The sequence below is a fragment of the Paenibacillus sp. cl130 genome, assembly GCF_900116035.1.
Taxonomy (GTDB): Bacteria; Bacillota; Bacilli; order Paenibacillales; family Paenibacillaceae; genus Paenibacillus; species Paenibacillus polymyxa_B.
Genome location: NZ_FOYG01000012.1, coordinates 15,324 through 37,052 on the forward strand (window position 1 = coordinate 15,324; position 21,729 = coordinate 37,052).

25 protein-coding genes are annotated in these 21,729 nt (G+C 48.6%); 24 read left to right on the plus strand and 1 reads right to left on the minus strand.

The features are described from left to right. Positions 1 to 12: 12 nt before the first annotated feature. The 10 genes from rnmV (at position 13) to BM358_RS24405 (ending at position 8,454) form a co-directional block, all read left to right on the plus strand. Entirely contained in the window at positions 13 to 558 is a 546-nt protein-coding gene (rnmV, locus tag BM358_RS24360) for a ribonuclease M5 (protein WP_013308117.1), read from the plus strand. Between the two features lie 7 nt (positions 559 to 565). Beyond that, the gene (gene rsmA, locus BM358_RS24365) at positions 566 to 1,450 is read left to right on the plus strand and encodes a 16S rRNA (adenine(1518)-N(6)/adenine(1519)-N(6))-dimethyltransferase RsmA (protein WP_023986431.1); all 885 of its coding nucleotides are present in this window, start codon (positions 566 to 568) and stop codon (positions 1,448 to 1,450) included. 55 nt (positions 1,451 to 1,505) lie between these two features. Further along, positions 1,506 to 2,402 carry a sporulation peptidase YabG gene (yabG, locus tag BM358_RS24370; protein WP_023986432.1) on the plus strand — a complete coding sequence of 299 codons (897 nt, stop codon included), beginning with the start codon at positions 1,506 to 1,508 and terminating at the stop codon, positions 2,400 to 2,402. Positions 2,403 to 2,603: 201 nt separating this feature from the next. Beyond that, on the plus strand, positions 2,604 to 2,885 hold the full coding sequence (gene veg / locus BM358_RS24375; RefSeq protein ID WP_013308120.1) for a biofilm formation stimulator Veg: 282 nt from the start codon (positions 2,604 to 2,606) through the stop codon (positions 2,883 to 2,885). Between the two features lie 162 nt (positions 2,886 to 3,047). Further along, positions 3,048 to 3,227, plus strand: a complete 180-nt coding sequence (locus BM358_RS24380) for a small, acid-soluble spore protein, alpha/beta type (RefSeq protein ID WP_007428013.1) — start codon at positions 3,048 to 3,050, stop codon at positions 3,225 to 3,227. Positions 3,228 to 3,371: 144 nt separating this feature from the next. Then, a complete protein-coding gene (gene ispE / locus BM358_RS24385) occupies positions 3,372 to 4,226 on the plus strand; it encodes a 4-(cytidine 5'-diphospho)-2-C-methyl-D-erythritol kinase (protein ID WP_013308121.1) in 855 nt (284 codons plus the stop codon). A gap of 181 nt (positions 4,227 to 4,407) precedes the next feature. Continuing rightward, a complete protein-coding gene (purR, locus tag BM358_RS24390; RefSeq protein WP_013308122.1) occupies positions 4,408 to 5,235 on the plus strand; it encodes a pur operon repressor in 828 nt (275 codons plus the stop codon). Positions 5,236 to 5,410: 175 nt separating this feature from the next. After that, a complete protein-coding gene (gene spoVG, locus BM358_RS24395; RefSeq protein WP_007428016.1) occupies positions 5,411 to 5,698 on the plus strand; it encodes a septation regulator SpoVG in 288 nt (95 codons plus the stop codon). Between the two features lie 345 nt (positions 5,699 to 6,043). Beyond that, the gene (gene glmU, locus BM358_RS24400; protein WP_081819233.1) at positions 6,044 to 7,441 is read left to right on the plus strand and encodes a bifunctional UDP-N-acetylglucosamine diphosphorylase/glucosamine-1-phosphate N-acetyltransferase GlmU; all 1,398 of its coding nucleotides are present in this window, start codon (positions 6,044 to 6,046) and stop codon (positions 7,439 to 7,441) included. Positions 7,442 to 7,500: 59 nt separating this feature from the next. Then, entirely contained in the window at positions 7,501 to 8,454 is a 954-nt protein-coding gene (locus tag BM358_RS24405) for a ribose-phosphate diphosphokinase (RefSeq protein ID WP_013308125.1), read from the plus strand. Between the two features lie 68 nt (positions 8,455 to 8,522). On the opposite strand, the gene BM358_RS27230 is transcribed toward BM358_RS24405, so the two are convergent. Then, complete coding sequence (locus BM358_RS27230; RefSeq protein ID WP_023986434.1) at positions 8,523 to 8,723, minus strand: hypothetical protein; 201 nt, start codon at positions 8,721 to 8,723, stop codon at positions 8,523 to 8,525. Between the two features lie 74 nt (positions 8,724 to 8,797). Between BM358_RS27230 and pth the strand changes: the two genes are divergently transcribed. From pth to BM358_RS24480, 14 genes are all read left to right on the plus strand, one after another. Next, a complete protein-coding gene (gene pth, locus BM358_RS24415) occupies positions 8,798 to 9,358 on the plus strand; it encodes an aminoacyl-tRNA hydrolase (protein ID WP_023986435.1) in 561 nt (186 codons plus the stop codon). 86 nt (positions 9,359 to 9,444) lie between these two features. Further along, positions 9,445 to 9,675, plus strand: coding sequence for an anti-sigma-F factor Fin (locus tag BM358_RS24420; protein WP_013308128.1), 231 nt, complete (start codon positions 9,445 to 9,447; stop codon positions 9,673 to 9,675). Positions 9,676 to 9,809: 134 nt separating this feature from the next. Next, on the plus strand, positions 9,810 to 13,337 hold the full coding sequence (mfd, locus tag BM358_RS24425) for a transcription-repair coupling factor (RefSeq protein WP_028542517.1): 3,528 nt from the start codon (positions 9,810 to 9,812) through the stop codon (positions 13,335 to 13,337). Beyond that, positions 13,321 to 14,439: a peptidylprolyl isomerase gene (locus BM358_RS24430; RefSeq protein WP_023986437.1), complete on the plus strand. Its 1,119-nt coding sequence runs from the start codon at positions 13,321 to 13,323 to the stop codon at positions 14,437 to 14,439. Before mfd ends, BM358_RS24430 begins: the two co-directional genes overlap by 17 nt. 167 nt (positions 14,440 to 14,606) lie before the next feature. After that, positions 14,607 to 15,149 carry a stage V sporulation protein T gene (gene spoVT, locus BM358_RS24435; RefSeq protein ID WP_023986438.1) on the plus strand — a complete coding sequence of 181 codons (543 nt, stop codon included), beginning with the start codon at positions 14,607 to 14,609 and terminating at the stop codon, positions 15,147 to 15,149. A 141-nt stretch (positions 15,150 to 15,290) separates the two neighbouring features. After that, the gene (locus tag BM358_RS24440) at positions 15,291 to 16,949 is read left to right on the plus strand and encodes a putative polysaccharide biosynthesis protein (protein WP_028542516.1); all 1,659 of its coding nucleotides are present in this window, start codon (positions 15,291 to 15,293) and stop codon (positions 16,947 to 16,949) included. Between the two features lie 159 nt (positions 16,950 to 17,108). After that, complete coding sequence (mazG, locus tag BM358_RS24445) at positions 17,109 to 18,608, plus strand: bifunctional methyltransferase/pyrophosphohydrolase YabN (protein WP_028542515.1); 1,500 nt, start codon at positions 17,109 to 17,111, stop codon at positions 18,606 to 18,608. 333 nt (positions 18,609 to 18,941) lie between these two features. Next, positions 18,942 to 19,214, plus strand: a complete 273-nt coding sequence (locus tag BM358_RS24450; RefSeq protein WP_007428028.1) for an HU family DNA-binding protein — start codon at positions 18,942 to 18,944, stop codon at positions 19,212 to 19,214. Further along, the gene (locus BM358_RS24455; protein ID WP_016818913.1) at positions 19,214 to 19,492 is read left to right on the plus strand and encodes an RNA-binding S4 domain-containing protein; all 279 of its coding nucleotides are present in this window, start codon (positions 19,214 to 19,216) and stop codon (positions 19,490 to 19,492) included. The genes BM358_RS24450 and BM358_RS24455 overlap by 1 nt, the downstream gene beginning before the upstream one ends. A 179-nt stretch (positions 19,493 to 19,671) precedes the next feature. Further along, the gene (gene yabP, locus BM358_RS24460) at positions 19,672 to 19,956 is read left to right on the plus strand and encodes a sporulation protein YabP (RefSeq protein WP_013368685.1); all 285 of its coding nucleotides are present in this window, start codon (positions 19,672 to 19,674) and stop codon (positions 19,954 to 19,956) included. Beyond that, a complete protein-coding gene (gene yabQ, locus BM358_RS24465; RefSeq protein ID WP_023986441.1) occupies positions 19,953 to 20,531 on the plus strand; it encodes a spore cortex biosynthesis protein YabQ in 579 nt (192 codons plus the stop codon). The genes yabP and yabQ overlap by 4 nt, the downstream gene beginning before the upstream one ends. Before the next feature lie 4 nt (positions 20,532 to 20,535). Continuing rightward, a complete protein-coding gene (locus BM358_RS24470; protein WP_013308137.1) occupies positions 20,536 to 20,865 on the plus strand; it encodes an FtsB family cell division protein in 330 nt (109 codons plus the stop codon). Positions 20,866 to 20,988: 123 nt separating this feature from the next. Then, entirely contained in the window at positions 20,989 to 21,513 is a 525-nt protein-coding gene (locus BM358_RS24475; protein WP_014279051.1) for a S1 domain-containing RNA-binding protein, read from the plus strand. Positions 21,514 to 21,519: 6 nt separating this feature from the next. Next, positions 21,520 to 21,726: a hypothetical protein gene (locus tag BM358_RS24480; RefSeq protein ID WP_028542514.1), complete on the plus strand. Its 207-nt coding sequence runs from the start codon at positions 21,520 to 21,522 to the stop codon at positions 21,724 to 21,726. Positions 21,727 to 21,729: the final 3 nt, after the last annotated feature.

The window sequence follows — 21,729 nt, forward strand, 5'->3', positions numbered from 1 at the left end:
AGGGAAACGCAAATGATCAAGGAAGTGATCGTGGTAGAGGGCCGGGATGATACGGTGGCCATTCGCCGCGCTGTTGAAGCGGATACGATAGAAACTGGCGGCTCAGCCATTAATAAAATGACGCTGCGTAAAATTGCATTGGCGCAGGAGCGGCGGGGGGTCATCATTTTAACCGATCCCGATCATGCAGGGGAGCGCATCCGTAAGATTATCGCTTCCAAGGTACCCGGCTGCAAGCAGGCCTTTATACCCGAGGCAGAAGCGACGCGTAAAGGAGATATTGGCGTGGAGAATGCCTCACCAGAAGCGATCAGACACGCTCTTGCACGGGTCCATACGACAGTGGAAGGCGCCGACCCGCTGATTGAGTGGGCGGACCTGATTGATGCTGGACTCATCACCCACCCCAATGCTGCTGCACGCCGTATGGCCTTAGGGAATGTGCTGGGTATTGGTTATTGTAACGGAAAGCAGCTACATAAACGGCTCTCTGTATTTCAGATCAGCCGCGAGGAATTTGCCGGGGCGCTGGCACAAATTGAAAGTGAAGGATTGTGATATCCGTATGACAGGGATTCAAGATATAGCAACACCGCGGCGTACGAAGGACATTATTCAACGGCACGGTTTTTCGTTCAAAAAGAGTTTGGGACAAAATTTCCTGATTGATCAGAATATTCTCAATAAGATTGTAAATGCTGCCGGATTGGATGAGACGAAGGGCGCACTTGAGATCGGTCCTGGGATTGGTGCTTTGACCGAGAAGCTGGCCCAATCGGCCAAGGCAGTTACCGCTGTCGAGATTGACCAGCGGCTACTGCCAATTCTCGAAGAAGTGTTGGCCCCTTACGAGCATGTGAAGGTACGTCATGGAGATGTGTTGAAGCTGGATTTGCGCGAGGTGTTCGCAACCGATTTTGCAGACGTGAGCAAAGTAAGTGTCGTGGCTAATCTGCCGTACTACGTTACTACACCGATTCTGATGAGGCTGCTGGAGGACAAGCTCCCTTTGGAGAATATCGTCGTTATGATCCAAAAAGAAGTGGCTGAGCGTATGGCTGCGTCTCCTGGAACGAAGGATTACGGCAGCCTGAGCATTGCGGTGCAATATTACAGCGAACCTGAATTAGTCTGTATTGTGCCGAATACAGTATTTATTCCCCAGCCGAATGTGGAGTCTGCAGTCATCCGGTTGCGTGTACGGGAAGCCCCTCCAGTGGAAGTGGTGGATGAGAAGCATTTTTTTGAAGTGGTTCATGCTGCTTTTGCCCAGCGTCGTAAAACCATTTCCAATAACTTAAAAAGCCGTTTCTTCACCAAAGAGAACAGGGACACGCTGGAGCCGTTGTTGCAACAAGCTGGTATTGAACCCTCCCGTCGAGGAGAAACGCTAAGTATTGAGGAATTTGCGCGTCTCAGCGCTGTGCTGTTGGAGGCAGGTATATCCTAAGCTGGAACCAAACTGTGCATTCACCCATACGATATAGGAGGGGTGATACAGTGTGATGAGTTTAGGAGACTTGGTCGTTCGGAAATCGTACGGCGGAGATGTCACGTTTCGTGTTGAGGACATCCAGCGGGATAAAGCGATCATTAAGGGAATAGAATTTCGGCTGCTGGCCGATTCCCCAGTGAACGATCTGGTCAGAGTGCCTGCAGACCAGATTAGCGGTAAGACTCAGCAGGCCCATATTAAGGCTGGTGAGTCTCTTAATCTGTTGCAACGGGCACGCCAGCAGCAAGCTGCTCGTAGTCAGGCAGCTCTGGTTGGGGACTGGAGTGATCCGGTCGAGTCAACGTATTTTGAAATGCCGGGAAAGGTTCTTCATCTGGATGGAGATCCCGGCTATTTGAAAAAATGTCTCAGTTTATATGAACAGCTCCGTGTTCCTGCAGAGGGACATCACGTTCACGAATCGGCAATGGCGGACACGTTGTACCGACTGCTTCCCCGTATCCGTCCGGATATCGTGGTCATTACCGGACATGACGGTGTGCTGAAGCAGCCACAGCCTTATGATTTGTACAGCTTGAAAAGTTATAAAAATTCGCAAAATTTTGTGGCGGCGATTCAGGTAGCAAGACAATATGAACGTCATCTGGATTCGCTGACGATTGTAGCGGGGGCGTGCCAGTCCCATTTTGAAGCGTTGCTACGTGCGGGAGCGAACTTTGCCAGCTCACCAGGGCGTATCCTGATTCACGCGCTGGACCCCGTTTACGTGGCTGCCAAGGCGGCCTTTACTTCGATCCGTGATACGGTCAACATGGGGGACCTGTTTCACCAGACAATCAGTGGCAGCCGCGGAGTGGGTGGAATTGAAACTAGGGGAAGCTATCGCATCGGCCTGCCGAAGCTTGAAAATTTGTCTACGCTTAAAGTAACGCCTTCCGCAATCTAGGATTCAAATGTGCCAATAGGATTAATCTGAACAAAAAGCCTCTGCTTTCAGAGGCTTTTTGTCATTTTTTATATAAATTATTCCTGTTCGCAAAAAATTAAATTGACAACTTATTTTTCGTGTTGTTATAATATTTAGCTTGATTTGACAATCCCTCTAAAATTCGTTATAATGGACAAGGAAAGAGGTGGTCGTTAGGCAATGGCTAAAAATACGCTGTTGGAAATCAAACGCAGTCTCGACGCACATGTAGGGCAAAAAATTTTGCTGCGGGCTAACGGCGGACGCCGTAAGACCGTCGAACGAACTGGTGTCTTGGAAGAAACGTACCCTTCTGTTTTTATCGTCAAGCTGGATCAGGAGCAACAGACGTTTAAACGTGTCTCCTACAGCTATGCTGACATTCTTACCGAGTCGGTGGAAGTCAGCGTATATGATCCCGACTCCCATACAAGTGTAGTCGAATATTTTGAAACACCTTAATTAATTTCGTGATTTATACCAGCTTCGCAGGTTTAACGACGGCTTCGTCATTTCAAATGACGGGGCCGTTTTGTATATACAGAGCAGGATGAAGCATGACATCTCTGCACATACTAAGCCGGGAATGATCTTCCTTATTCCATTGCCGAAGGAGGCGTATGTATGAGCCGAAGAAGACGGAGTGTCATGTCGGAGGAGCTAAAGTACGAGCTGGCCAAAGATCTTGGATTTTACGACACGGTCAAGGAAGAAGGCTGGGGAGGCATTAAAGCCAAGGATGCGGGCAATATGGTCAAGCGGGCTATCCAACTTGCCGAGCAGGCAGCTTCCCGCAAATCGTAGCCATCGGTGGTGCTGATGAAAAGCGGGGATATCCGGGATTAGACCGGGTCATCTCCGCTTTTTTGAACCTCATGACTTGACACGCTGAGTCTGATATAATATGTTAAGCTGTCTTGAGGGAAAAGTTGAAGGTGGGTGAACGCCTTGAAAATATATGAAAAAGCACCGGCGAAAATCAATTTAATGCTTGATGTTCTACGTAAGCGGGACGATGGTTATCACGAGGTCGAAATGATTATGACCATGGTCGATCTGTCTGACCGATTGACAATGTCCGAGTTACCGCGTGATACCATTATTATTTCAAGTCAAGCCGGGTACATACCATTGGATGAAAAGAACTTGGCTTTTCAGGCTGCGCGTCTGATCAAAGAACGTTATAACGTGTCTACGGGCGTCCACATCCATCTGGATAAGCATATCCCAGTGGCGGCAGGGTTGGCAGGTGGAAGTAGTGATGCTGCCGCAGCGCTGCGTGGACTGAACAAGCTATGGAAGCTTGGCATCTCGGATGCAGAGTTAAGGGTGCTGGGTGCTGAGCTGGGCTCAGATGTACCTTTCTGTATTACAGGGGGTACAGCTTTAGCGAGCGGACGCGGAGAACTGCTCAAGCCACTTCCGAATCCGCCACAATGCTGGGTGATCCTTGCGAAGCCGCCGATTAATGTGTCGACGGCTGAAGTGTATGGTCGTGTCAAAGCAGATCAGATTACGCACCACCCGTCTGCCCGCCAGATGGAGCATGCGATCCGTAACGCTTCTTTTACCGATGTATGCAACGCGCTGGGGAATGTACTGGAGGATGTAACACTAAAGCTGTATCCAGAGGTAGAGCATCTTAAAAGCTCCATGATCCGCTTAGGAGCAGACGGTGTGCTGATGTCAGGTAGTGGACCTACGGTGTTCGGACTGGTATCGAAGGAAGCCAAAGTGCCACGGATTTACAATGGACTAAGAGGGTTTTGTAAAGATGTGTATGCAGTACGACTTTTGACCTGATTTTAGATAATTTTTTCTTATTATAGTGGTAATTGTTGTACAAATACGTACGAAGATGATATATTTACTATTAAATATTCGGATTTTACTATATCACTTACATTCCGCCAGCAACCGGCCAGTCCGCCGGTGCTTTACTGTACAAAGCGGGCGGCAGGAGAATAGATCGCGAGGAATTGTTGTGAAAAAACTTAAAAGAAGCTCACGATTGGTGGAAATGACGCAATTTTTGTTGTCACGGCCGCATACGCTGGTGCCTCTTACTCATTTTGCGGATCGCTACGGGGCAGCTAAGTCGTCCATAAGCGAGGATCTGGCCATCATCAAGGAAGTATTTGAGGATGAGGGCACTGGCGAGCTTCTGACGCTGGCGGGAGCGGCAGGGGGCGTCAAACTGATCCCGAGGCTTTCCAAGCAGCATGCGCTTGCGTTTGCGAACGACCTGTGTGCGCAACTGGAGCAGCCTGACCGCATATTACCGGGAGGATACCTGTATTTGTCCGATTTGCTGGGCCAACCTGCGATGATGAACGAAGCTGGTAAAATATTCGCGACCGCTTTTGCCAATCGTCAGATTGATGTGGTTATGACGGTGGAGACCAAGGGTATTCCACTTGCCTATGCAACCGGAGCACAGCTGAATTTGCCAGTCGTTCTCGTACGGCGTGATCATCAGGTGACAGAAGGCTCGGCTGTAAGTATTAATTATGTTTCAGGATCACAAAAGAGCCTGCATACGATGTCTTTATCCAGACGTGCAATGCGTGAGAAATCGCGTGTGCTCATTGTAGATGATTTTATGAAGGCCGGTGGCACGATTCAGGGGATGGTCGACTTGTTGGCTGAGTTCGATGCTGAGGTGGCCGGTGTAGGTGTGCTGGTAGAATCAGGCGAGGTGGAGAACGAAGAGCGCCTGCTGCACGATTATATTTCACTGGCGAATCTGACCGCAGTCGATTCTCGAAGCAAGCAAATTACAGTCAAGCTGGGCAATTATTTTGATGAGTGAACAGGGCAGTAAATTGTCACAATCCATCATAAAATACCTAAATATGTCGAAAAGAAATCTTTTCAAAAAAATTACCTGAATTTAGGATACGAATTGCCGAAAAAAAGAAGGATTTCGAACTGCTGTGTGGAATGTATACACCAAGTCCTATTTGGAAAAAGGTGGTGAAACACACATGCAGATTACGGATGTTAGACTCCGCCGAGTGAACTCAGAAGGAAGAATGAAGGCGATTGCATCCATTACGATTGATAATGAGTTTGTTGTTCATGACATCCGAGTTATCGACGGTAATAACGGGATGTTCGTAGCTATGCCAAGCAAACGAACTCCAGACGGAGAGTTTCGCGATATCGCTCACCCGATATCTTCAGGAACCCGTGAGAAGATCCAAGCTGCTGTATTGACTGAGTACGAACGTGCAGCTGTGGATGAAGAAGTTGCTATTGAAGAAGGCGCTTAATTCGCCTAAAGCAGGATTGGGGTACAAAAGAAAAAGAGAGCCACTAACTGTGGCTCTCTTTTCTTTTTGTCTGGAATGAGATATATTCTTTAGTGAGTTAACAGTCAGTTTTAAGGCAACTTGGAGCCATCCGGGCTGCCGAAGCGGCTTTTTCATAAGACAGGGACTAGGCAGCGATGCGTCCCGGGGATGAATGTCCAGCACAAGCTGGCCTGAAAAAATAGCCATTAACCAAAGGTTCGCCGTTATTTTTCAGGAGGATTGTGAAAAGTTAAGCAAAATCTGATCTGGGAATTAACGTTTTAGCCAAGGGGTAACTGTTATTTTCAGGATAGGAGGTTGGACTTGTTGGAAAGGTTGGCAGTCATTCTTGCCGCAGGGCAGGGAAAACGTATGAAATCCAAATTATATAAAGTTCTGCATCCGGTGTGCGGAAAACCGATGGTCGGGCATGTGCTCGACACGGTTCGTGAAATCGGTGTGTCCCGAAGTGTAGTCGTCGTGGGTCATGGAGCAGAGGCGGTACAGTCTTATTTGGGACCGTCGGCAGAATATGCGCTTCAGGCAGAGCAGTTGGGAACGGGCCATGCTGTCAAACAAGCCAAGGACTTGCTCGGTCAGGAAAAAGGTACAACCATTGTCATTTGTGGGGATACTCCTTTGATCACAGCGGAAACGCTAGAGGGCTTGGTGCAACTGCACGAGAGCCGTGGGGCGGCTGCGACGATTCTGACCGCTGAGTTGGACGACCCAAAAGGATATGGACGAGTTATCCGTGATGCTTCCGGGGCCGTGCTCAAGATCGTGGAACAGAAAGATTGTTCACCTGAGGAAGATGCTGTCCGGGAGATCAATACGGGAACGTACTGCTTTGACAATGCCAAGCTGTTTGCAGCGCTGGACAAGGTAACGAACACCAATGCACAGCAGGAATATTATCTGACAGATGTCATTGGTATTTTGCATGGTGAAGGTGAGCAGGTTGAGGCGTATTTGACAGATGATGTGTCTGAATCCATCGGTGTTAACGACAGAGTCGCTTTGTCGGTAGCTGAGGGCTATATGCGTGAGCGCATCGTCCGCAAGCATATGCTGAATGGTGTCACTGTCATTGATCCGTCTTCTACCTATATCGGGAGCGAGGTTGTTATTGGTTCCGATACGGTACTGTACCCGAACACATGGCTGCATGGTCAAACACAAATCGGAGAAGATTGTGTGATTGGTCCGCAGGCTGAGATTCAGAATACGATTATCCATTCAGGCGCAACGGTAAAACATTCGGTGTTGAACGAAGCGGAAGTGGGAAGCAGTACCTCTGTGGGGCCGTTTGCCTATCTGCGTCCAGGCGCGAAGCTTGGCGAACATGTGAAAATTGGTGATTTTGTTGAGGTGAAAAATGCGACCATTGGAGATCATTCCAAGGTGTCTCATTTGAGCTATGTCGGTGATGCCAAGGTGGGTACAAACGTAAATATTGGCTGCGGGGCAATAACGGTCAATTATGATGGATATAATAAATCCATTACAGAAATTGAAGACGATGCCTTTATTGGCAGCAACGCGAATCTGATCGCCCCGATTAAGATTGGAAAAGGTGCTTATGTTGTAGCAGGCTCCACTGTAACACATGCTGTCCCTGATAACGATCTGGCCATTGCCAGACCACGTCAAGAGAACAAAGCCGGATATGCGGACAAAATCCGCGCACGTGCCAAAGCGAAGAAGAAAAGATCGGAATGACCTTAATCAGCAAGCTGTTGAATCTGTAATGAATGAACCAGCACGGAGGGTTTCTATTAATGACTTATTGCGATTCCAAACTCAAAATATTTACTTGTAACTCCAATCCGAAGTTAGCCCACCAGATTGCGGACTACATCGGCATCCCAATGGGGGAATCCCATACCACATCGTTTAGTGACGGTGAAATCCAGGTTAAGCTGTCGGAAAGCGTACGCGGCTGCCATGTGTATATTGTACAGTCAACTTGTCTGCCGGTTAACGACAACTTGATGGAGTTATTGGTTATGATTGATGCACTTAAACGCGCTTCTGCCAAAAGTATCAATGTCGTTATGCCATATTACGGTTACGCTCGTCAGGATCGTAAAGCTCGTTCACGCGATCCGATTACAGCGAAACTTGTCGCTAACTTGATTGAAAAAGCGGGAGCTCACCGCGTGATCAGCATGGATTTGCATGCGATGCAGATTCAGGGATTCTTTGATATTCCAGTGGACCATATGCTGGGAGCGCCAATTCTGGCCCAATATTTCCGTTCCAAGCAAATTGAGAACCCGATTGTCGTTTCACCCGATCATGGCGGGGTTGTTCGTGCGCGTAAGCTGGCGGACTTCCTGAGTGCGCCGCTCGCTATTATTGATAAGCGTCGTCCAGAGCCAAATGTCAGTGAAGTGATGAACATCATCGGGAACATTGAGGGTAAAACGGCTATTTTAATTGATGATATCATTGATACAGCCGGAACGATTGTATTAGGTGCAAATGCGCTTAAAGAAGGCGGCGTAAAAGATGTGTATGCATGTTGTACACATGCTGTGCTTTCTGGTCCTGCTATGGAAAGACTGGAGAATTCGCCATTAAAAGAGGTGGTTGTGACGGATACGATCCCGATCGTTCACCCGAATCCGACAAGCAAGCTGAAGGTATTGTCTGTGGCTCCATTAATGGGAGAAGCTATCATCCGTGTGCATGAAGAATTGTCGATCAGCAAACTGTTTGAAATCGAATAAGCGCTGGCTCATTAAAAAAGGGGTTGCCTTTTCCATATGGAAAAGGTAACCCCTATCAGCATGTCAGGCTAAAAGCCTGGGCGAGATATGAATGTGAAGCGTTGACGATTGTATAGTGTGTCCTCTATTTCGACGAAATGCTCATTAAAACGCGCAACGATGCCAATCTGAATATGTACATTCCCGTCATATATCTGGACAGGAACGGAATGTTTTAAATGATATAGAAAATGGCTGTCATATAAGAGGATATCACCTTGATTGAGCATACCGGCACGCACCTTCCTATTCAATACAACTATTTTACCAAAAAATACAGACTGCGAAAGAGGGTGTCAAGGTTATGAAGTGGATTGTAGGATTGGGCAACCCCGGTCCCCAATACGAGAAAACGAGACATAATGTCGGATTTATGGCATTGGATGCTCTTGCCTCGCGTCATAACATCCAGATTAACCAAAGCAAATGCAAGGCGTTGATTGGAGAAGGCCACATTGGTGGCGTAAAAACCGTACTGATTAAGCCAATGACCTATATGAATCTATCAGGCGAGTCTCTACGTGCTTATATGGACTACTATAAGGCCGATATGGAAGATCTGGTTGTCGTGTACGATGATCTGGATACTGAAGTCGGTAAAATAAGATTGCGTTATCAAGGTAGCGCAGGCGGTCATAACGGCATTAAATCGATCATTCAGCATACCGGCACGCAGTCCTTCAATCGGATACGTATGGGCATTTCCCGCCCGGAACCTGGACATGCTATTGTCGATTATGTTCTGGGTACCTTTCCCAAGAAGGAAAAAGAATTACTGGCCGGAATGATCGAGGACACGTGCAACGCCTTAGAGCATAGCTTGAGTCATCCGTTTGAACGGACGATGGCTGAATTCAACAAGTAAGTTCAGACGCAGGCAGACGGGCTTAAATGGAAGATTGTTGGACATACTGAAAGGTATAGAAAACTTTCAGGAGGCATATACATTACATGATTGTTAATTATGTATGCAGACATTGTCGAACTTTCTTGGGACGAATTGATTCCGCGGCAATAACCGAAGAAAGGTTGGGCTTCCATTCCTTGACCCCTGCCGAACGTAGAGATATAATAGCGTATAATTCGGGTGGTGAAGTGACCGTCAAAGTCATTTGCGAGCATTGCAGTCAGGCATTGGAGAATAATCCTGAGCTGAGTCTGCTCGTTAATCCGCTCCAATAACAGGTATTCAACTGGTAGGATGTACCAGCTTGAGAGGTGAAGCGGCAATTCCGCTTATGGAGCCTTGGCAGCATTGCTGAGGCTTCTTTTTCGGTTTACATGTAACTATTTATAAGCATAAAGGGGTGCCTTTTTTGTTACAAGCACTTATTCAGGCTTTTACGAAGGATGCTGATTATGCATCCATTGCAGCAGGTATATCATCAGGAATGAAGGAACAACTGATATCAGGTTTATCAGGCTCTTCCCGACAGGTACTGATGGCCGCGCTTGCCGAAGATACCGGACGACCGTTAATGGTCATGACGCACAATATGTTTGCCGCTCAAAAAATAGCAGATGACTTACAGGAAGCGCTTTCTCCTGATCAGGTTTTATTGTATCCTGCTAATGAGCTGGTAGCTGCTGAAGCAGCAATATCCAGTCCAGAGACATTGTCCCAACGAATTGATGTATTGATACGCTGCGCCCAGGGTTTTCGTGGGATTGTTGTCGTGCCGTTTTCTGGTGTCCGACGTTTACTGCCAATTCCGGAAACATGGCGTGAGGCTCGTATTGAGCTGAAAGAAGGCGAAACGATTCAGCTGGAAGCGTTTTTGCTACATATGGTCGAGATGGGATACCAGCGTGTAGAGCGTGTGGAATCACGTGGAGAGATGAGCGTACGCGGAGGAATTATTGATTTTTATCCAATGACAACCCGTTGGGGCTATCGTGTGGAGCTGTTTGACGATGAAATTGATTCGATCCGTAAGTTTGATCCGCAAGATCAGCGTTCGGTGGAGAAGGTTCAGGACGTTACCGTAACACCGTGTAAGGAAGTTATTGCGAATAACCAGCGTATGGACCAGGCGGCGGATGCCGCTGCTATTTTGTTGGAGGAGCAGCTGGGCAAAATGACGGATCGTCAAGCTAAGCAGCATCTGAAAGAAGAGATCCATCGTGAAATTGAGTTGCTGCGAGAGCATGTGTATTTTGACGAAATCTATAAATATATCTCCCTGCTGTATCCTGAACGTAAAACCCTAGCAGACTATATGCCGGAAGATACGATTCTGATTATTGATGAACCGGCACGTATGCTGGAAACAGCCAAGCAACTGGAACGAGATGAGTCAGAATGGAATCTGCATTTGCTTCAAAACGGTAAAACGTTACCGCAGCTAGAACTGTCAGATGACGCGGACAATCTGCTGTACAACCGGAGATTTCAGACGTTGTTCCTGTCGATTTTCCTCCGTCAGGTTCCTCATACCCAGCCACAAAATATTTTGAACTTCATCTGCCGAGGCATGCAGGATTTTCATGGCCAAATGAATGTGCTCAAGGCGGAGATGGATCGTTGGCGCAAAGCAGGCACACAGGTTATGATGCTGGCGAGTGGAGATGAACGTCTGGACCGGATGCGCAGAGTGCTTGAAGATTACGGTATTGATGAGCCGACGATGGCTATAGGCAATCTGCAAAGCGGTTTTGAAATGCCGTCTATTCATCTGGCAGTGATTACCGAGGGTGAAATGTTTTCCCAGAAGCAGCGGAAAGCTCGTAAGCAGGGCCGGCATGTGGACAATGCAGAACGGATTAAGAGCTATAGCGAGCTGAAGGTGGGCGACTATGTCGTACACCAAAATCACGGGATCGGGAAGTACATGGGGATCGGCACGCTGGAGGTTGGCGGTATCCATAAGGATTACATGCATGTCCTCTATGCGGGTGGAGATAAGCTGTCTGTGCCGATTGAACAAATTGATCTGATTCAGAAATATGTCGGCTCAGAGGACAAGGAACCCAAGATTTATAAACTGGGTGGCAATGAGTGGACACGGGTTAAAAGTAAGGTGCGCAGCTCGGTTCAGGATATTGCGGATGACTTGATCAAGCTATATGCAGAACGACAGTCGGCACCAGGGTTTGCTTTTGAAAAGGATTCACCGGAGCAACAAGAGTTTGAAGATATGTTCCCGTATGATGAGACACGTGACCAGATTCGGGCCATTGAAGAGATTAAGAAGGACATGGAGCAGAGTCGCCCGATGGATCGTTTGCTATGCGGTGATGTAGGTTACGGCAAAACTGAAGTTGCTATTCGTGCTGCTTTTAAGTCTGCTATTGAAGGTAAACAAGTAGCGGTGCTGGTACCGACGACAATTTTGGCACAACAACACTATGAGACGTTCCGTGAACGTTTTTCAGGGTATCCGTTCAATATTCAGGTATTGAGCCGTTTCCGCTCGCGCAAAGAGCAGAATGAGACGATTAAAGGGGTCCGGCAAGGCACGGTCGATATTGTCATTGGTACCCATCGTCTGTTGTCGCAGGATCTGGTGTTTAAGGACTTGGGAATGCTGATTGTCGATGAAGAACAGCGATTTGGCGTAACCCATAAGGAAAAGCTGAAGAAGCTGAAAACGAACGTAGATGTGCTGACGTTAACGGCAACACCTATTCCGCGTACGTTGCATATGTCCATGCTGGGTGTACGTGACTTGTCAGTCATTGAGACGCCACCGGAAAACCGTTTTCCAGTGCAAACCTATGTGGTTGAGCACAGCCAAACTCTAGTTCGTGAGGCCATTGAACGCGAGATGGCACGCGGAGGGCAGGTGTACTATCTGTATAATCGCGTGCAGGGCATTCAGGAGATGGCTGCAGAGATCAATGCGCTCGTACCGGAGGCCAAGGTGGGCGTGGGTCACGGACAGATGTCCGAAACCGAACTGGAGAAAACTATTTTGGATTTCCTGGATGGCGAATATGATGTACTGGTCAGCACGAGCATAATCGAAACCGGTGTGGATATTCCAAATGTGAATACACTCATTGTGCATGATGCCGATAAAATGGGGCTATCCCAGCTTTATCAGCTACGTGGGCGTGTAGGTCGTTCCAATCGGATTGCCTATGCTTACTTCACGTACCAGCGGGATAAGGTGCTCACGGAAGTGGCAGAGAAGCGCCTTCAGTCGATTAAAGAATTTACGGAGCTGGGCTCCGGGTTCAAGATTGCAATGCGCGATTTGTCCATCCGTGGAGCGGGTAACTTGCTTGGCGCTGAGCAGCATGGATTCATCGCATCCGTCGGTTTTGATCTTTACTCGCAGATGCTAGCTGAGGAAATTAATAAACGTAAAGTCAGCGTACTTGGAGAAGAGGATCAGTCCAATCGGAATTGGAGTACGTCGATTGATTTAGGCGTCGATGCTTACCTGCCGGGAGACTATATTTATGACAGCATCCAGAAGATTGAGATTTATAAAAAGGTTGCAGCGGTCAGCACTTTTGACGAGGCTTCCGAACTGGAGGATGAACTGGTCGACCGATTTGGCGATCTGCCAGAGGCTGTGCGTCATTTGCTAGCCGTGGCTCGTCTCAAGGTATATGGACGCATGTATGGCATCGAGTCCATAGTGCAACGGGATGACAATATAGTGCTGAAATTCCATGAAGGGCGTCAGCAGGCGGTACAGACTGCTAAACTTGCCGAGATTGGCAATCGCTTTGAAAGACGTGTACAATTTGAACAGGGCACTTCTATGAGCGCACGCATAAAGGGCAAAGGTCTAAATGATCCACAGTTGCTAGAACTGCTGGAACAATTTTTGAGTGCATTGAAAGAAGCATTCACATTGAAGGAGGAACTGCAAAATGCCACAACTAAATAAAAGAAAACCTTGGAGAATGCTCTCCTTGGGAATGGCAGCGCTGCTAGCTATATCCGTGCTGGCAGCATGTACGAAGCAAGCGGATGAGAACAAGGTCAAGGATGAACCGAAGGACAACAGCAAGGTTGTCGTGACCTATAAGGGTGGAACCATTACCGAAAATGAGTTCAACCAAGAAATCAGCATGATGAAATTCCTTTACCCGGAATATGAGGCTGCGTTAGCTTCGGATCAGGTACGGGAGCAAATTGTAAAGCAGGAAGTGGTGTACAAGCTTCTGGCGGCCAAAGCGGACGACAAAGCCAAGGAGCAGGGTGCCAAAGAAGGGAACGAACAGCTGGAGCAGTATAAAAAGTCAGTCGGAGAAGATAAGTTCAAGACATTTCTGAGTGATAAAAAACTGACCGAACAAGGTGTGAAAGATTACTTCACGCGTGTAATGACGGTAATCAACAGCGAAACCAACAAAGTAACAGATGATCAGCTAAAACAGGAATTTGAGAAAAATAAAGATCAATTCACAACAGCAACCGTGCGTCATGTATTAATTAACTTCGAAGATCCTAAAACGAAGAAACAGCGCAAAAAAGAGGATACCCTCAAGCTGGCCAAAGAAGTGAAGGCGAAGCTGGACGGAGGAGCGGATTTTGCGACGATTGCCAAGAAGTATTCAGAAGACCCAGGTTCTGCGTCTAACGGAGGCCTGTATGAGAATGCATCCGTAGCGCAATGGGTACCTGCATTTAAAGAGGCCGCTGAGACTCAGCCGATTAACAAAATCGGTGAGCCAGTGGAAACGGAATACGGATATCACGTGATCAAAGTGGAGTCCCGCAATGAGCCAACGTTTGATAAATTGAAAGACAACGAAAAGGCTGCCCTGAAAAATAAATTGGCCGGGGAAAGTATCCAAAACTTTACCGAAAATGATTTGACGAAGCTTGATTTGAAAATCAATCTGCCGAAGGTACCAGCTACGCAAGAGAAAAGCGGTGCAACTTCCGGTGCTGGTAGCACAACTACACCGGGCGCAGCAACAAACGGTACGGGCGATACCAATGCAGGAACAGCCAAAGATGGAGCTACAAACGAAGGTAAATAACTGAACATGCATAAGGAATTGGGAACAGATGAATACTATGGTCAGATATCACCATAAACACCATGACCGTGACGTTCTTCGTGACCGCTTCTGGGGGAGTGGAAGCGTCTTTCGATACCGTCAGTAGTTTACTAAATTCTTCTTGAGAAAGTGGGGCAACATGTGAAATGAAAGCTACTGGTATAGTTCGCCGTATTGATGACCTTGGGCGGGTAGTTATTCCAAAGGAAATTCGCCGCACCTTGAGAATTCGTGAAGGAGATCCGCTTGAGATTTTTGTGGATCGTGACGGAGAAGTCATTTTGAAAAAGTATTCACCTATTGGTGAACTTGGTGATTTCGCCAAAGAATATGCTGAGTCCCTGTTTGAAAGCACGGGCCATATTACAATGATTACCGATCGGGACACCATTATTACGGTGGCTGGAGGCTCTAAAAAAGAGTTTCTGGACAAGCCAATCGGTAGCATTATCGAAGGTAGTATGGATAATCGCAAAACTGTGCTGGAGACAGCCAGCGGCTCCTATGAGCTAACGCGAGACCACGAAGAAACACTCTCGTCCTTTGTGGCGGCTCCCATTGTTTCCGGTGGTGATCCCATTGGTTCCGTTGTATTGTTGAACAAGGACGAAAATGTAAAAATGTCCGAAATGGAGATCAAAATGGCTGAAACAGCCGCTGGCTTCCTGGGCAAACAAATGGAACAGTAACATCCCGTTTCACCCCTGTATGACGTACAGAATGGCGAAAGCCGTCCTGCGTTGTACAGGGTTTTTTTTCTTTCCGGGAGAAGAGGCGGTATAATAGGACTCGTGAAAGATGCATATTTCAGGTGGGAGTGGAGACGGAGAATGCAGGAAAATCGCGCCGCTTCGCGGCTGCTACGAGGTGCTGTCATTTTGACACTGGCAGCAGTAGCGAGCAAGCTGATCGGCACAGTGCAAAAAATCCCGCTGCAGAATATCGGCGGCGACGGCGTGTTTGGCATTTATAATACGGTTTATCCTTTTTATACGCTGTTCATTACCATTGCAGCTGCTGGATTTCCGGCTGCAATATCCAAATTTGTAGCTGAGTTTGAGGCAGTGGGAAACCGGGCAGCGGGGCAACGTGTTGCTCGGCTATCTTCGCTTGTCTTGGGTGTCTTTGGATTGATCTTGGGCGTGCTGATGTATACGTGCGCGCCGCTCATTGGTCAATGGATCGACAATGCTCACGTTATTCCGTCGGTGAGGGCGGCGGCGTTTGCCTTTTTGTTCGTACCGGTTATGGCGGGATTGAGAGGATATTTTCAAGGTTTGCAAAATATGCTTCCGACTGCTATCTCCCAAGTGACGGAGCAGGCGATACGGGTAAGCGTGATGATTATGCTGTTGCTGCTCATGCTGTCGCAAGGAGCGGGGGCGGATATGATTGCCGCCGGAGCAGTGTTTGGTTCAGCAGCAGGTGGAGCAGCGGGATTGGTCGTCATGTTGCTATATTGGCGAAATCACAGGAAGAGGCTTAGAAGGCAAGGGACGGTCATGGCGACAGTGCAAGCACAAACTGGAGAGCTACACCCGGCGGAAAGCAACGGTGCCTTGCTAAAGGCGCTGCTGTGTTATGCCTTGCCTGTTTGCCTTGGAGCGCTAGCCGTTCCGTTAATTAGCCTGGTAGACACTTTTACCGTACCTCGCTTGTTAAAGCAGGAGGGTTTGGACGATACTGCGGTTATGGTGGCCTTTGGCGTGTATAACCGAGGTCTGCCGCTGGTACAGCTAGTCATGATGTTTGCTACCACACTGTCGGCATTATTCATTCCATCGCTGGCTGAGGCGCGGGTGACCGGCGGTACGGAGCTGGCACGTCGCCAGTGCGAGCAATCGCTGCGCTGGTTTTGGTTGCTGGGACTAGCCGCTGCGACAGGCCTGATCGTGCTGGCTGTGCCCGTCAATGTGATGCTGTATGCGGACGACACCGGCAGCGAGGTCATGCGCTGGATGGCGCTAACCGCCGTAGGCGGTACGCTCAGCATCATCTCGGCTGCGCTGCTGCAAGGGCTTGGCGCGGTTCGCGCGCCGGCTCTGGCGATGCTCGCGGCCGCAGTAGCCAAGGCGCTGCTAAACTGGCTGCTCGTGCCGCAGCTAGGCACGGCTGGAGCCGCCATTGCGGGGGCTGTCGCCTATCTGCTGGCGGCGGTGATCAACATCGTGCTGCTGGCTCGCTTGGTAGGCCTGCGTGGGAGCTGGTCCGCCAGCGTGCTCAAGCCGGCGGCACTGCTTATCGCCCTGGCTGGTGCGGCCGGGGCGGCGATGTGGGGCACCAGCGCTGTGCTGGGTGCCTTGGGATGGGCTGCCGGAGGTCGCGCCACGGCAGCCGCGGAGAGCCTGCTGGGCGTAGCAGCAGGCGCCGTTGTGTTCGTGATCGGCCTCGCACGCTTGAGGCTGATCACGGAAGCCGAGCTTGTGGCGGTGCCCAAGCTCGGACGCCCGCTGGCAGCCGTGCTGCGCAGGCTGCGTGTACTGGCTTAGCCCAGGCATAGGGCTTAGGGCGCGAAAGTGGCACAGCCATTTTATGAGCCTATACAACTTTGTGGTATAGTAAGTCCCAAAGCAAAGGAAGCGGAAGCGGGGGTAGGCCGTATATTTTTTCGAGCACGAACCTTGTTTCTGCGAAACGGAGGATTGGATATGAGCGTAACATTAACGGTCGTAGGTTTGGGCTCGGGAGATCCGGATCAGCTTACGATAGGGATATTGAACAAAATGCGGGGCGCTTCAGCGCTCTATCTGCGGACCAAGGAGCATCCTGCGGTTCAAGTGCTGAATGAGTTTGAAGTGGCTTTTGAGTCGTTTGACGAGTTATATGAGACAAAGGAGTCTTTTCCAGAGGTATACGAGGAAATTACCAGCCAATTGATTACGATGGCTGCTAAGGCGGTAGACGGAAGCGAAATCGTATATGCGGTTCCCGGTCATCCGATGGTGGCAGAAGCAGCGGTGCAGTTGCTTAAGGAGCGTTGTCCTGCGCAAGGGATTGAACTGAACATTCTGGGTGGCGAAAGTTTCCTGGATGAAGCTTTTGTGCGTCTTGGTTTTGATCCGATCGAGGGTTTCCAACTGTTGGACGCAGGTACACTGGATGCCAGCTGGCTCCAGCCTCAGTTGCATACGCTGATCGGACAGGTGTATGACACCTTCACGGCTTCTGATGTGAAGCTGTGCCTGATGGAGCGGTATCCTGACGATTATGAGGTGTACGTCGGTCACGCTCTTGGGGTGGAAGGCGAGGAAGCGGTGCACAAGGTGCCGCTGTACGAGCTAGATCGAGTAGAGGGCTACGGGAACCTATCCTTGGTATACATACCTCGCAGTGAAGATGAGGCGCTGAAACGGCGTTCTTTTGACCGTTTACACGAGATTGTCGATATTTTACGCAGTCCGGAAGGCTGTCCATGGGATCGTGAACAGACACATCAGTCGATCCGCAAAAATCTGATCGAAGAAACGTATGAAGTCATTGAAACGATAGATGAGGACGACCCTGAGCATATGAAGGAAGAGCTGGGCGATCTGTTGTTGCAAATTTTGCTGCATGCCCAAATGGAAGAGGAAGTTGGAACCTTCAATGTGTATGATGTTATCCAGGGGCTGAATGATAAGCTTATTTTCCGTCATCCACATGTATTTGGTGACAATCAAACGAATGATGCGGAAGAAGCGCTGCAAAACTGGGAGCAGATGAAGGCTGAGGAAAAACGGCTTAAAGGCACGACGGCAGCAGACCCTTCCGTACTGGATGGGGTTCCACGTGATCTGCCTGCTCTTATGAAATCGTACAAGCTCCAGAAGAAAGCAGCTAAGGTAGGCTTTAACTGGGATAGCATTGAGGGCGTATTCGATAAATTGGACGAAGAAGTGGCTGAGCTGAAGGAAGCGGTTCGTGAAGGGCATGCCGTGGAAGCCCAGTTGCTGGAGTTAGGCGATGTATTATTTGTTGCAGTGAATGCAGCCCGGTTCATGGGAGTAGATCCGGAAGAGGCATTGTCCGCCACCAATCGCAAATTTGTCGACCGTTTCCAGTATATTGAGCAGAAATTACGCGAGCAAGGACGCCGTCCCGAAGACAGCAGCGTAGATGAAATGGAGACTTACTGGCAGGAAGCAAAAAAGCTCCTTGGCAAAGCGTGATTCCACATATTCGCTTTTGGCTGCACAGAACAGTAAAATGAGACATATGCAGGGTTGAAAGAAGGCCCAGTTTGTGAAGACTTGCCAATGGGCAGAGTTTTGTAGTAGGATGTTGGCTTAACTGGGGTCGAATAAAAAAACGCCTGTCATTGCAGGATTTTTACGGACAAGCCAGAATAACTTGTAGTAATTCTGAAAATAACTGTAGCTTATAGTTAAGCGTGTTACAGTGACATTCAGGAGGGCTTCGGCCACAGTTGGACCTCACGTCTGCTCCATAAATGGACATGCAGCGTGATGATTATTTTTTGACATTTGGGAGGCTTTTATCTTATGAACAAGACAGATCTGATCAACAATATTTCCAGCAAAAGCGGTTTGAGCAAACGTGACGTTGAAGCTGTATTGAATGGCGTTCTTGGTGAAATTACAGATGCACTTGCTAGCGGTGACAAAGTGCAACTGATCGGCTTTGGTACTTTCGAAACACGCAAGCGTTCCAGCCGTACAGGCCGCAATCCACAAACCGGTAACACGATTGAAATTCCAGAATCGACCGTTCCTGCTTTTAAAGCCGGTAATAAGCTTAAAGAAGCCGTTAACTAATGCGTCTTGATAAATTCTTGAAAGTCTCGCGGCTGATTAAGCGGCGTACGGTAGCCAAGGACGTCTCCGAACAAGGGAGAGTGCTGGTGAACGGACGCGAAGCCAAGCCGAGCAGTGCGGTCAAAGTAGGCGATGAAATTACCGTCCAGTTTGGCCAGAAGCTGGTGACCGTGCGAGTGGAACGGCTCGCCGACACTACACGCAAGGACGAGGCTGCAAGTATGTACACTTTGGTAAAGGAAGAGCCTATTGCCAGGGACAATGGTTTGAACTGGTAAGCAGACATCTGATTTTCTCACAACTGTACATGAAAGCATTCCTTCATTATTTTATGAAGGAGTGCTTTTTTTTCTTTAGATGACGAGGTTTCGTCCATCATATGCTGATTAACAGCAAAAGCGGTTCTAAATCATACGGCCCCCTTCATAAGCTAAGAACAGAAGGAGGGGTACATGCCATGATTGAACAAGGGAAGTCCAAGCACCATGATCTGCGCATGCAAAGCCGCAAGCAACTCGATATTTCAGGCGTCAGCAATGTGGAGAGCTTTGACAGTGAAGAATTTTTGCTTCAGACCGAGCTGGGCCATCTCACCATTCGCGGACAACATTTACATATCAAAAACCTCAGTCTAGAAGAGGGGCTGTTGTCCATTGAAGGTTTGATTACTTCCCTCGTCTACCTGGAGCCCGGGGCCCCGGCCAAAAACGGAAAAAGCCTATTCGGCAAGCTCTTCAAATGAACCCTTACACACAATGGCTGACATTGACATGGATGCTGTTGTCGGGCATAGCCATGGGAGTGGTGTTTGACAGCTACCGGGTGCTGTCCATCCGCTTTCATTTTGCCCGCTGGAGCGTTCATATGTTGGACGTGCTGTACTGGGTGGCCTCGGCTTTGTTTATTTTCCGTGTGCTATACGCGAGTAATCGCGGTGAGCTGCGGTTTTATGTCTTTTTAGGACTACTTTTGGGGGTTTGGCTCTATTTTTGGGCCTTTAGTGTTACAACCCAACGTTTTGTGGTAATGTTATTAGAGATAGTTCGCAGACTGACGTTGATCGTGAACAGCATACTGCGCATCCTGATTGTTCTTCCGGTGTTAGCGCTGTATCGGCTGTTACGCAAGCTGGTCGGATGGACATGGACACTTATTGTGTTCCTGGGAAGGATGCTGATATACATCCTGATGCCGGTTTGGAAGCCGATCCTATGGCTGATCGGTCCGCTTAAAGCGCGCTGGAAGACTCCAGAGTTGCTCGTAAAGCTGGGTATCAGACTGAAAAACACAGCGAAAAGATGGTTTGGAAGGAGGTAGTATCATGCGTAATTCGTCTGTAGATCGCCATTCATCTTCTACGTCCAAGTCCAACGCGGGCGGGCGCAGGCGAATCATGATTTGGTTGCTATCGCTTGCCGCCTTTGGTAGTTGGGCAATTTTTACCTTTTTTTCTCAAGGCATGATTATGGCCGATCGAAGTGAACAGCTCACCCAGAAGGAAAAGCAGAAGCAAGCTGCTACACAAACGGAACAACAGCTTCAAACCGAAGTGAATCGTCTCAAGGACCCTGAGTACATTGGCGAGATTGCCAGAAGCAAGTACGGTCTTTACAAACCGGAAGAGACGCCAATCATCGGAGATCAGAAATAGGAACATTATCGGGCCAATGCTTAGTTGACCTTGGTTCCGCCATTTTGTATAATCAAATCACCACAGCGGGATTTTTTTGCAAAAAAATCGGTTGTATATTTTAAGGGAGGATCATTTTATTCTATGGCAATTGAAGTGGGCACCAAGTTAGAGGGCAAAGTGACAGGCATCACGCATTTTGGAGCATTTGTGGATTTGTCTGGAGGTGTCACGGGTCTCGTTCACATCTCGGAAATCGCCGATAACTATGTTAAGGATGTTAACGACCACCTGAAGATTAATGATGTTGTGACGGTGAAAGTCATTAATGTTGACAAAGATGGCAAAATCGGACTTTCCATTAAGCAAACGATTGACAAGCCGGCAAGTGAAGCCCGTCCCCCAAGAGCTCCAAGACCGGAGCGTACAGGAGGACCAGGCGGAGGCGACCGTTTCGGCGGTGGAGGTTCAGGTCCAAGTCAAGGACGCGGTGGTGGTGGCGGTGGTTTCAACCGCGATCGTGGAGGCCGTTCTTTCAAGCCTGCACCGGGTAAACCTTCATTTGAGGATAAAATGTCACGCTTCCTGAAAGATAGTGAGGAACGCATTTCGTCGCTGAAAAAGAACACCGAAGGTAAACGCGGAGGACGCGGCGCGAAGCGTGTTTAATTCACTTTGACAACCGTATCAATCATACACGGAAAACCGTACAGTCGAGAGACTGCTACGGTTTTTTTGCGTTCTACCGACAACAGATGCGATAAGCAGCGGCTGTCGGCGCTGAATCCAGTGGTTAGTCGTACGGGCATTTATGAAATTCGCAATTTTGGCGAAGAAGATAAGCGCTACGATGCTGGAAAGTGGATGTTTTTTTTGTCGTGAGGA

Bases quoted from the DNA above. Each gene is read 5' to 3' on its own strand.
- rnmV (WP_013308117.1), top strand. From the start codon at position 13: ATGATCAAGGAAGTGATCGTGGTAGAGGGCCGGGATGATACGGTGGCC.
- rsmA (WP_023986431.1), top strand. From the start codon at position 566: ATGACAGGGATTCAAGATATAGCAACACCGCGGCGTACGAAGGACATT.
- yabG (WP_023986432.1), top strand. From the start codon at position 1,506: ATGAGTTTAGGAGACTTGGTCGTTCGGAAATCGTACGGCGGAGATGTC.
- veg (WP_013308120.1), top strand. From the start codon at position 2,604: ATGGCTAAAAATACGCTGTTGGAAATCAAACGCAGTCTCGACGCACAT.
- BM358_RS24380 (WP_007428013.1), top strand. From the start codon at position 3,048: ATGAGCCGAAGAAGACGGAGTGTCATGTCGGAGGAGCTAAAGTACGAG.
- spoVG (WP_007428016.1), top strand. From the start codon at position 5,411: ATGCAGATTACGGATGTTAGACTCCGCCGAGTGAACTCAGAAGGAAGA.
- BM358_RS24405 (WP_013308125.1), top strand. From the start codon at position 7,501: ATGACTTATTGCGATTCCAAACTCAAAATATTTACTTGTAACTCCAAT.
- BM358_RS27230 (WP_023986434.1), bottom strand. From the start codon at position 8,723: ATGCTCAATCAAGGTGATATCCTCTTATATGACAGCCATTTTCTATAT.
- pth (WP_023986435.1), top strand. From the start codon at position 8,798: ATGAAGTGGATTGTAGGATTGGGCAACCCCGGTCCCCAATACGAGAAA.
- BM358_RS24420 (WP_013308128.1), top strand. From the start codon at position 9,445: ATGATTGTTAATTATGTATGCAGACATTGTCGAACTTTCTTGGGACGA.
- BM358_RS24430 (WP_023986437.1), top strand. From the start codon at position 13,321: ATGCCACAACTAAATAAAAGAAAACCTTGGAGAATGCTCTCCTTGGGA.
- spoVT (WP_023986438.1), top strand. From the start codon at position 14,607: ATGAAAGCTACTGGTATAGTTCGCCGTATTGATGACCTTGGGCGGGTA.
- BM358_RS24440 (WP_028542516.1), top strand. From the start codon at position 15,291: ATGCAGGAAAATCGCGCCGCTTCGCGGCTGCTACGAGGTGCTGTCATT.
- mazG (WP_028542515.1), top strand. From the start codon at position 17,109: ATGAGCGTAACATTAACGGTCGTAGGTTTGGGCTCGGGAGATCCGGAT.
- BM358_RS24450 (WP_007428028.1), top strand. From the start codon at position 18,942: ATGAACAAGACAGATCTGATCAACAATATTTCCAGCAAAAGCGGTTTG.
- BM358_RS24455 (WP_016818913.1), top strand. From the start codon at position 19,214: ATGCGTCTTGATAAATTCTTGAAAGTCTCGCGGCTGATTAAGCGGCGT.
- yabP (WP_013368685.1), top strand. From the start codon at position 19,672: ATGATTGAACAAGGGAAGTCCAAGCACCATGATCTGCGCATGCAAAGC.
- yabQ (WP_023986441.1), top strand. From the start codon at position 19,953: ATGAACCCTTACACACAATGGCTGACATTGACATGGATGCTGTTGTCG.
- BM358_RS24470 (WP_013308137.1), top strand. From the start codon at position 20,536: ATGCGTAATTCGTCTGTAGATCGCCATTCATCTTCTACGTCCAAGTCC.
- BM358_RS24475 (WP_014279051.1), top strand. From the start codon at position 20,989: ATGGCAATTGAAGTGGGCACCAAGTTAGAGGGCAAAGTGACAGGCATC.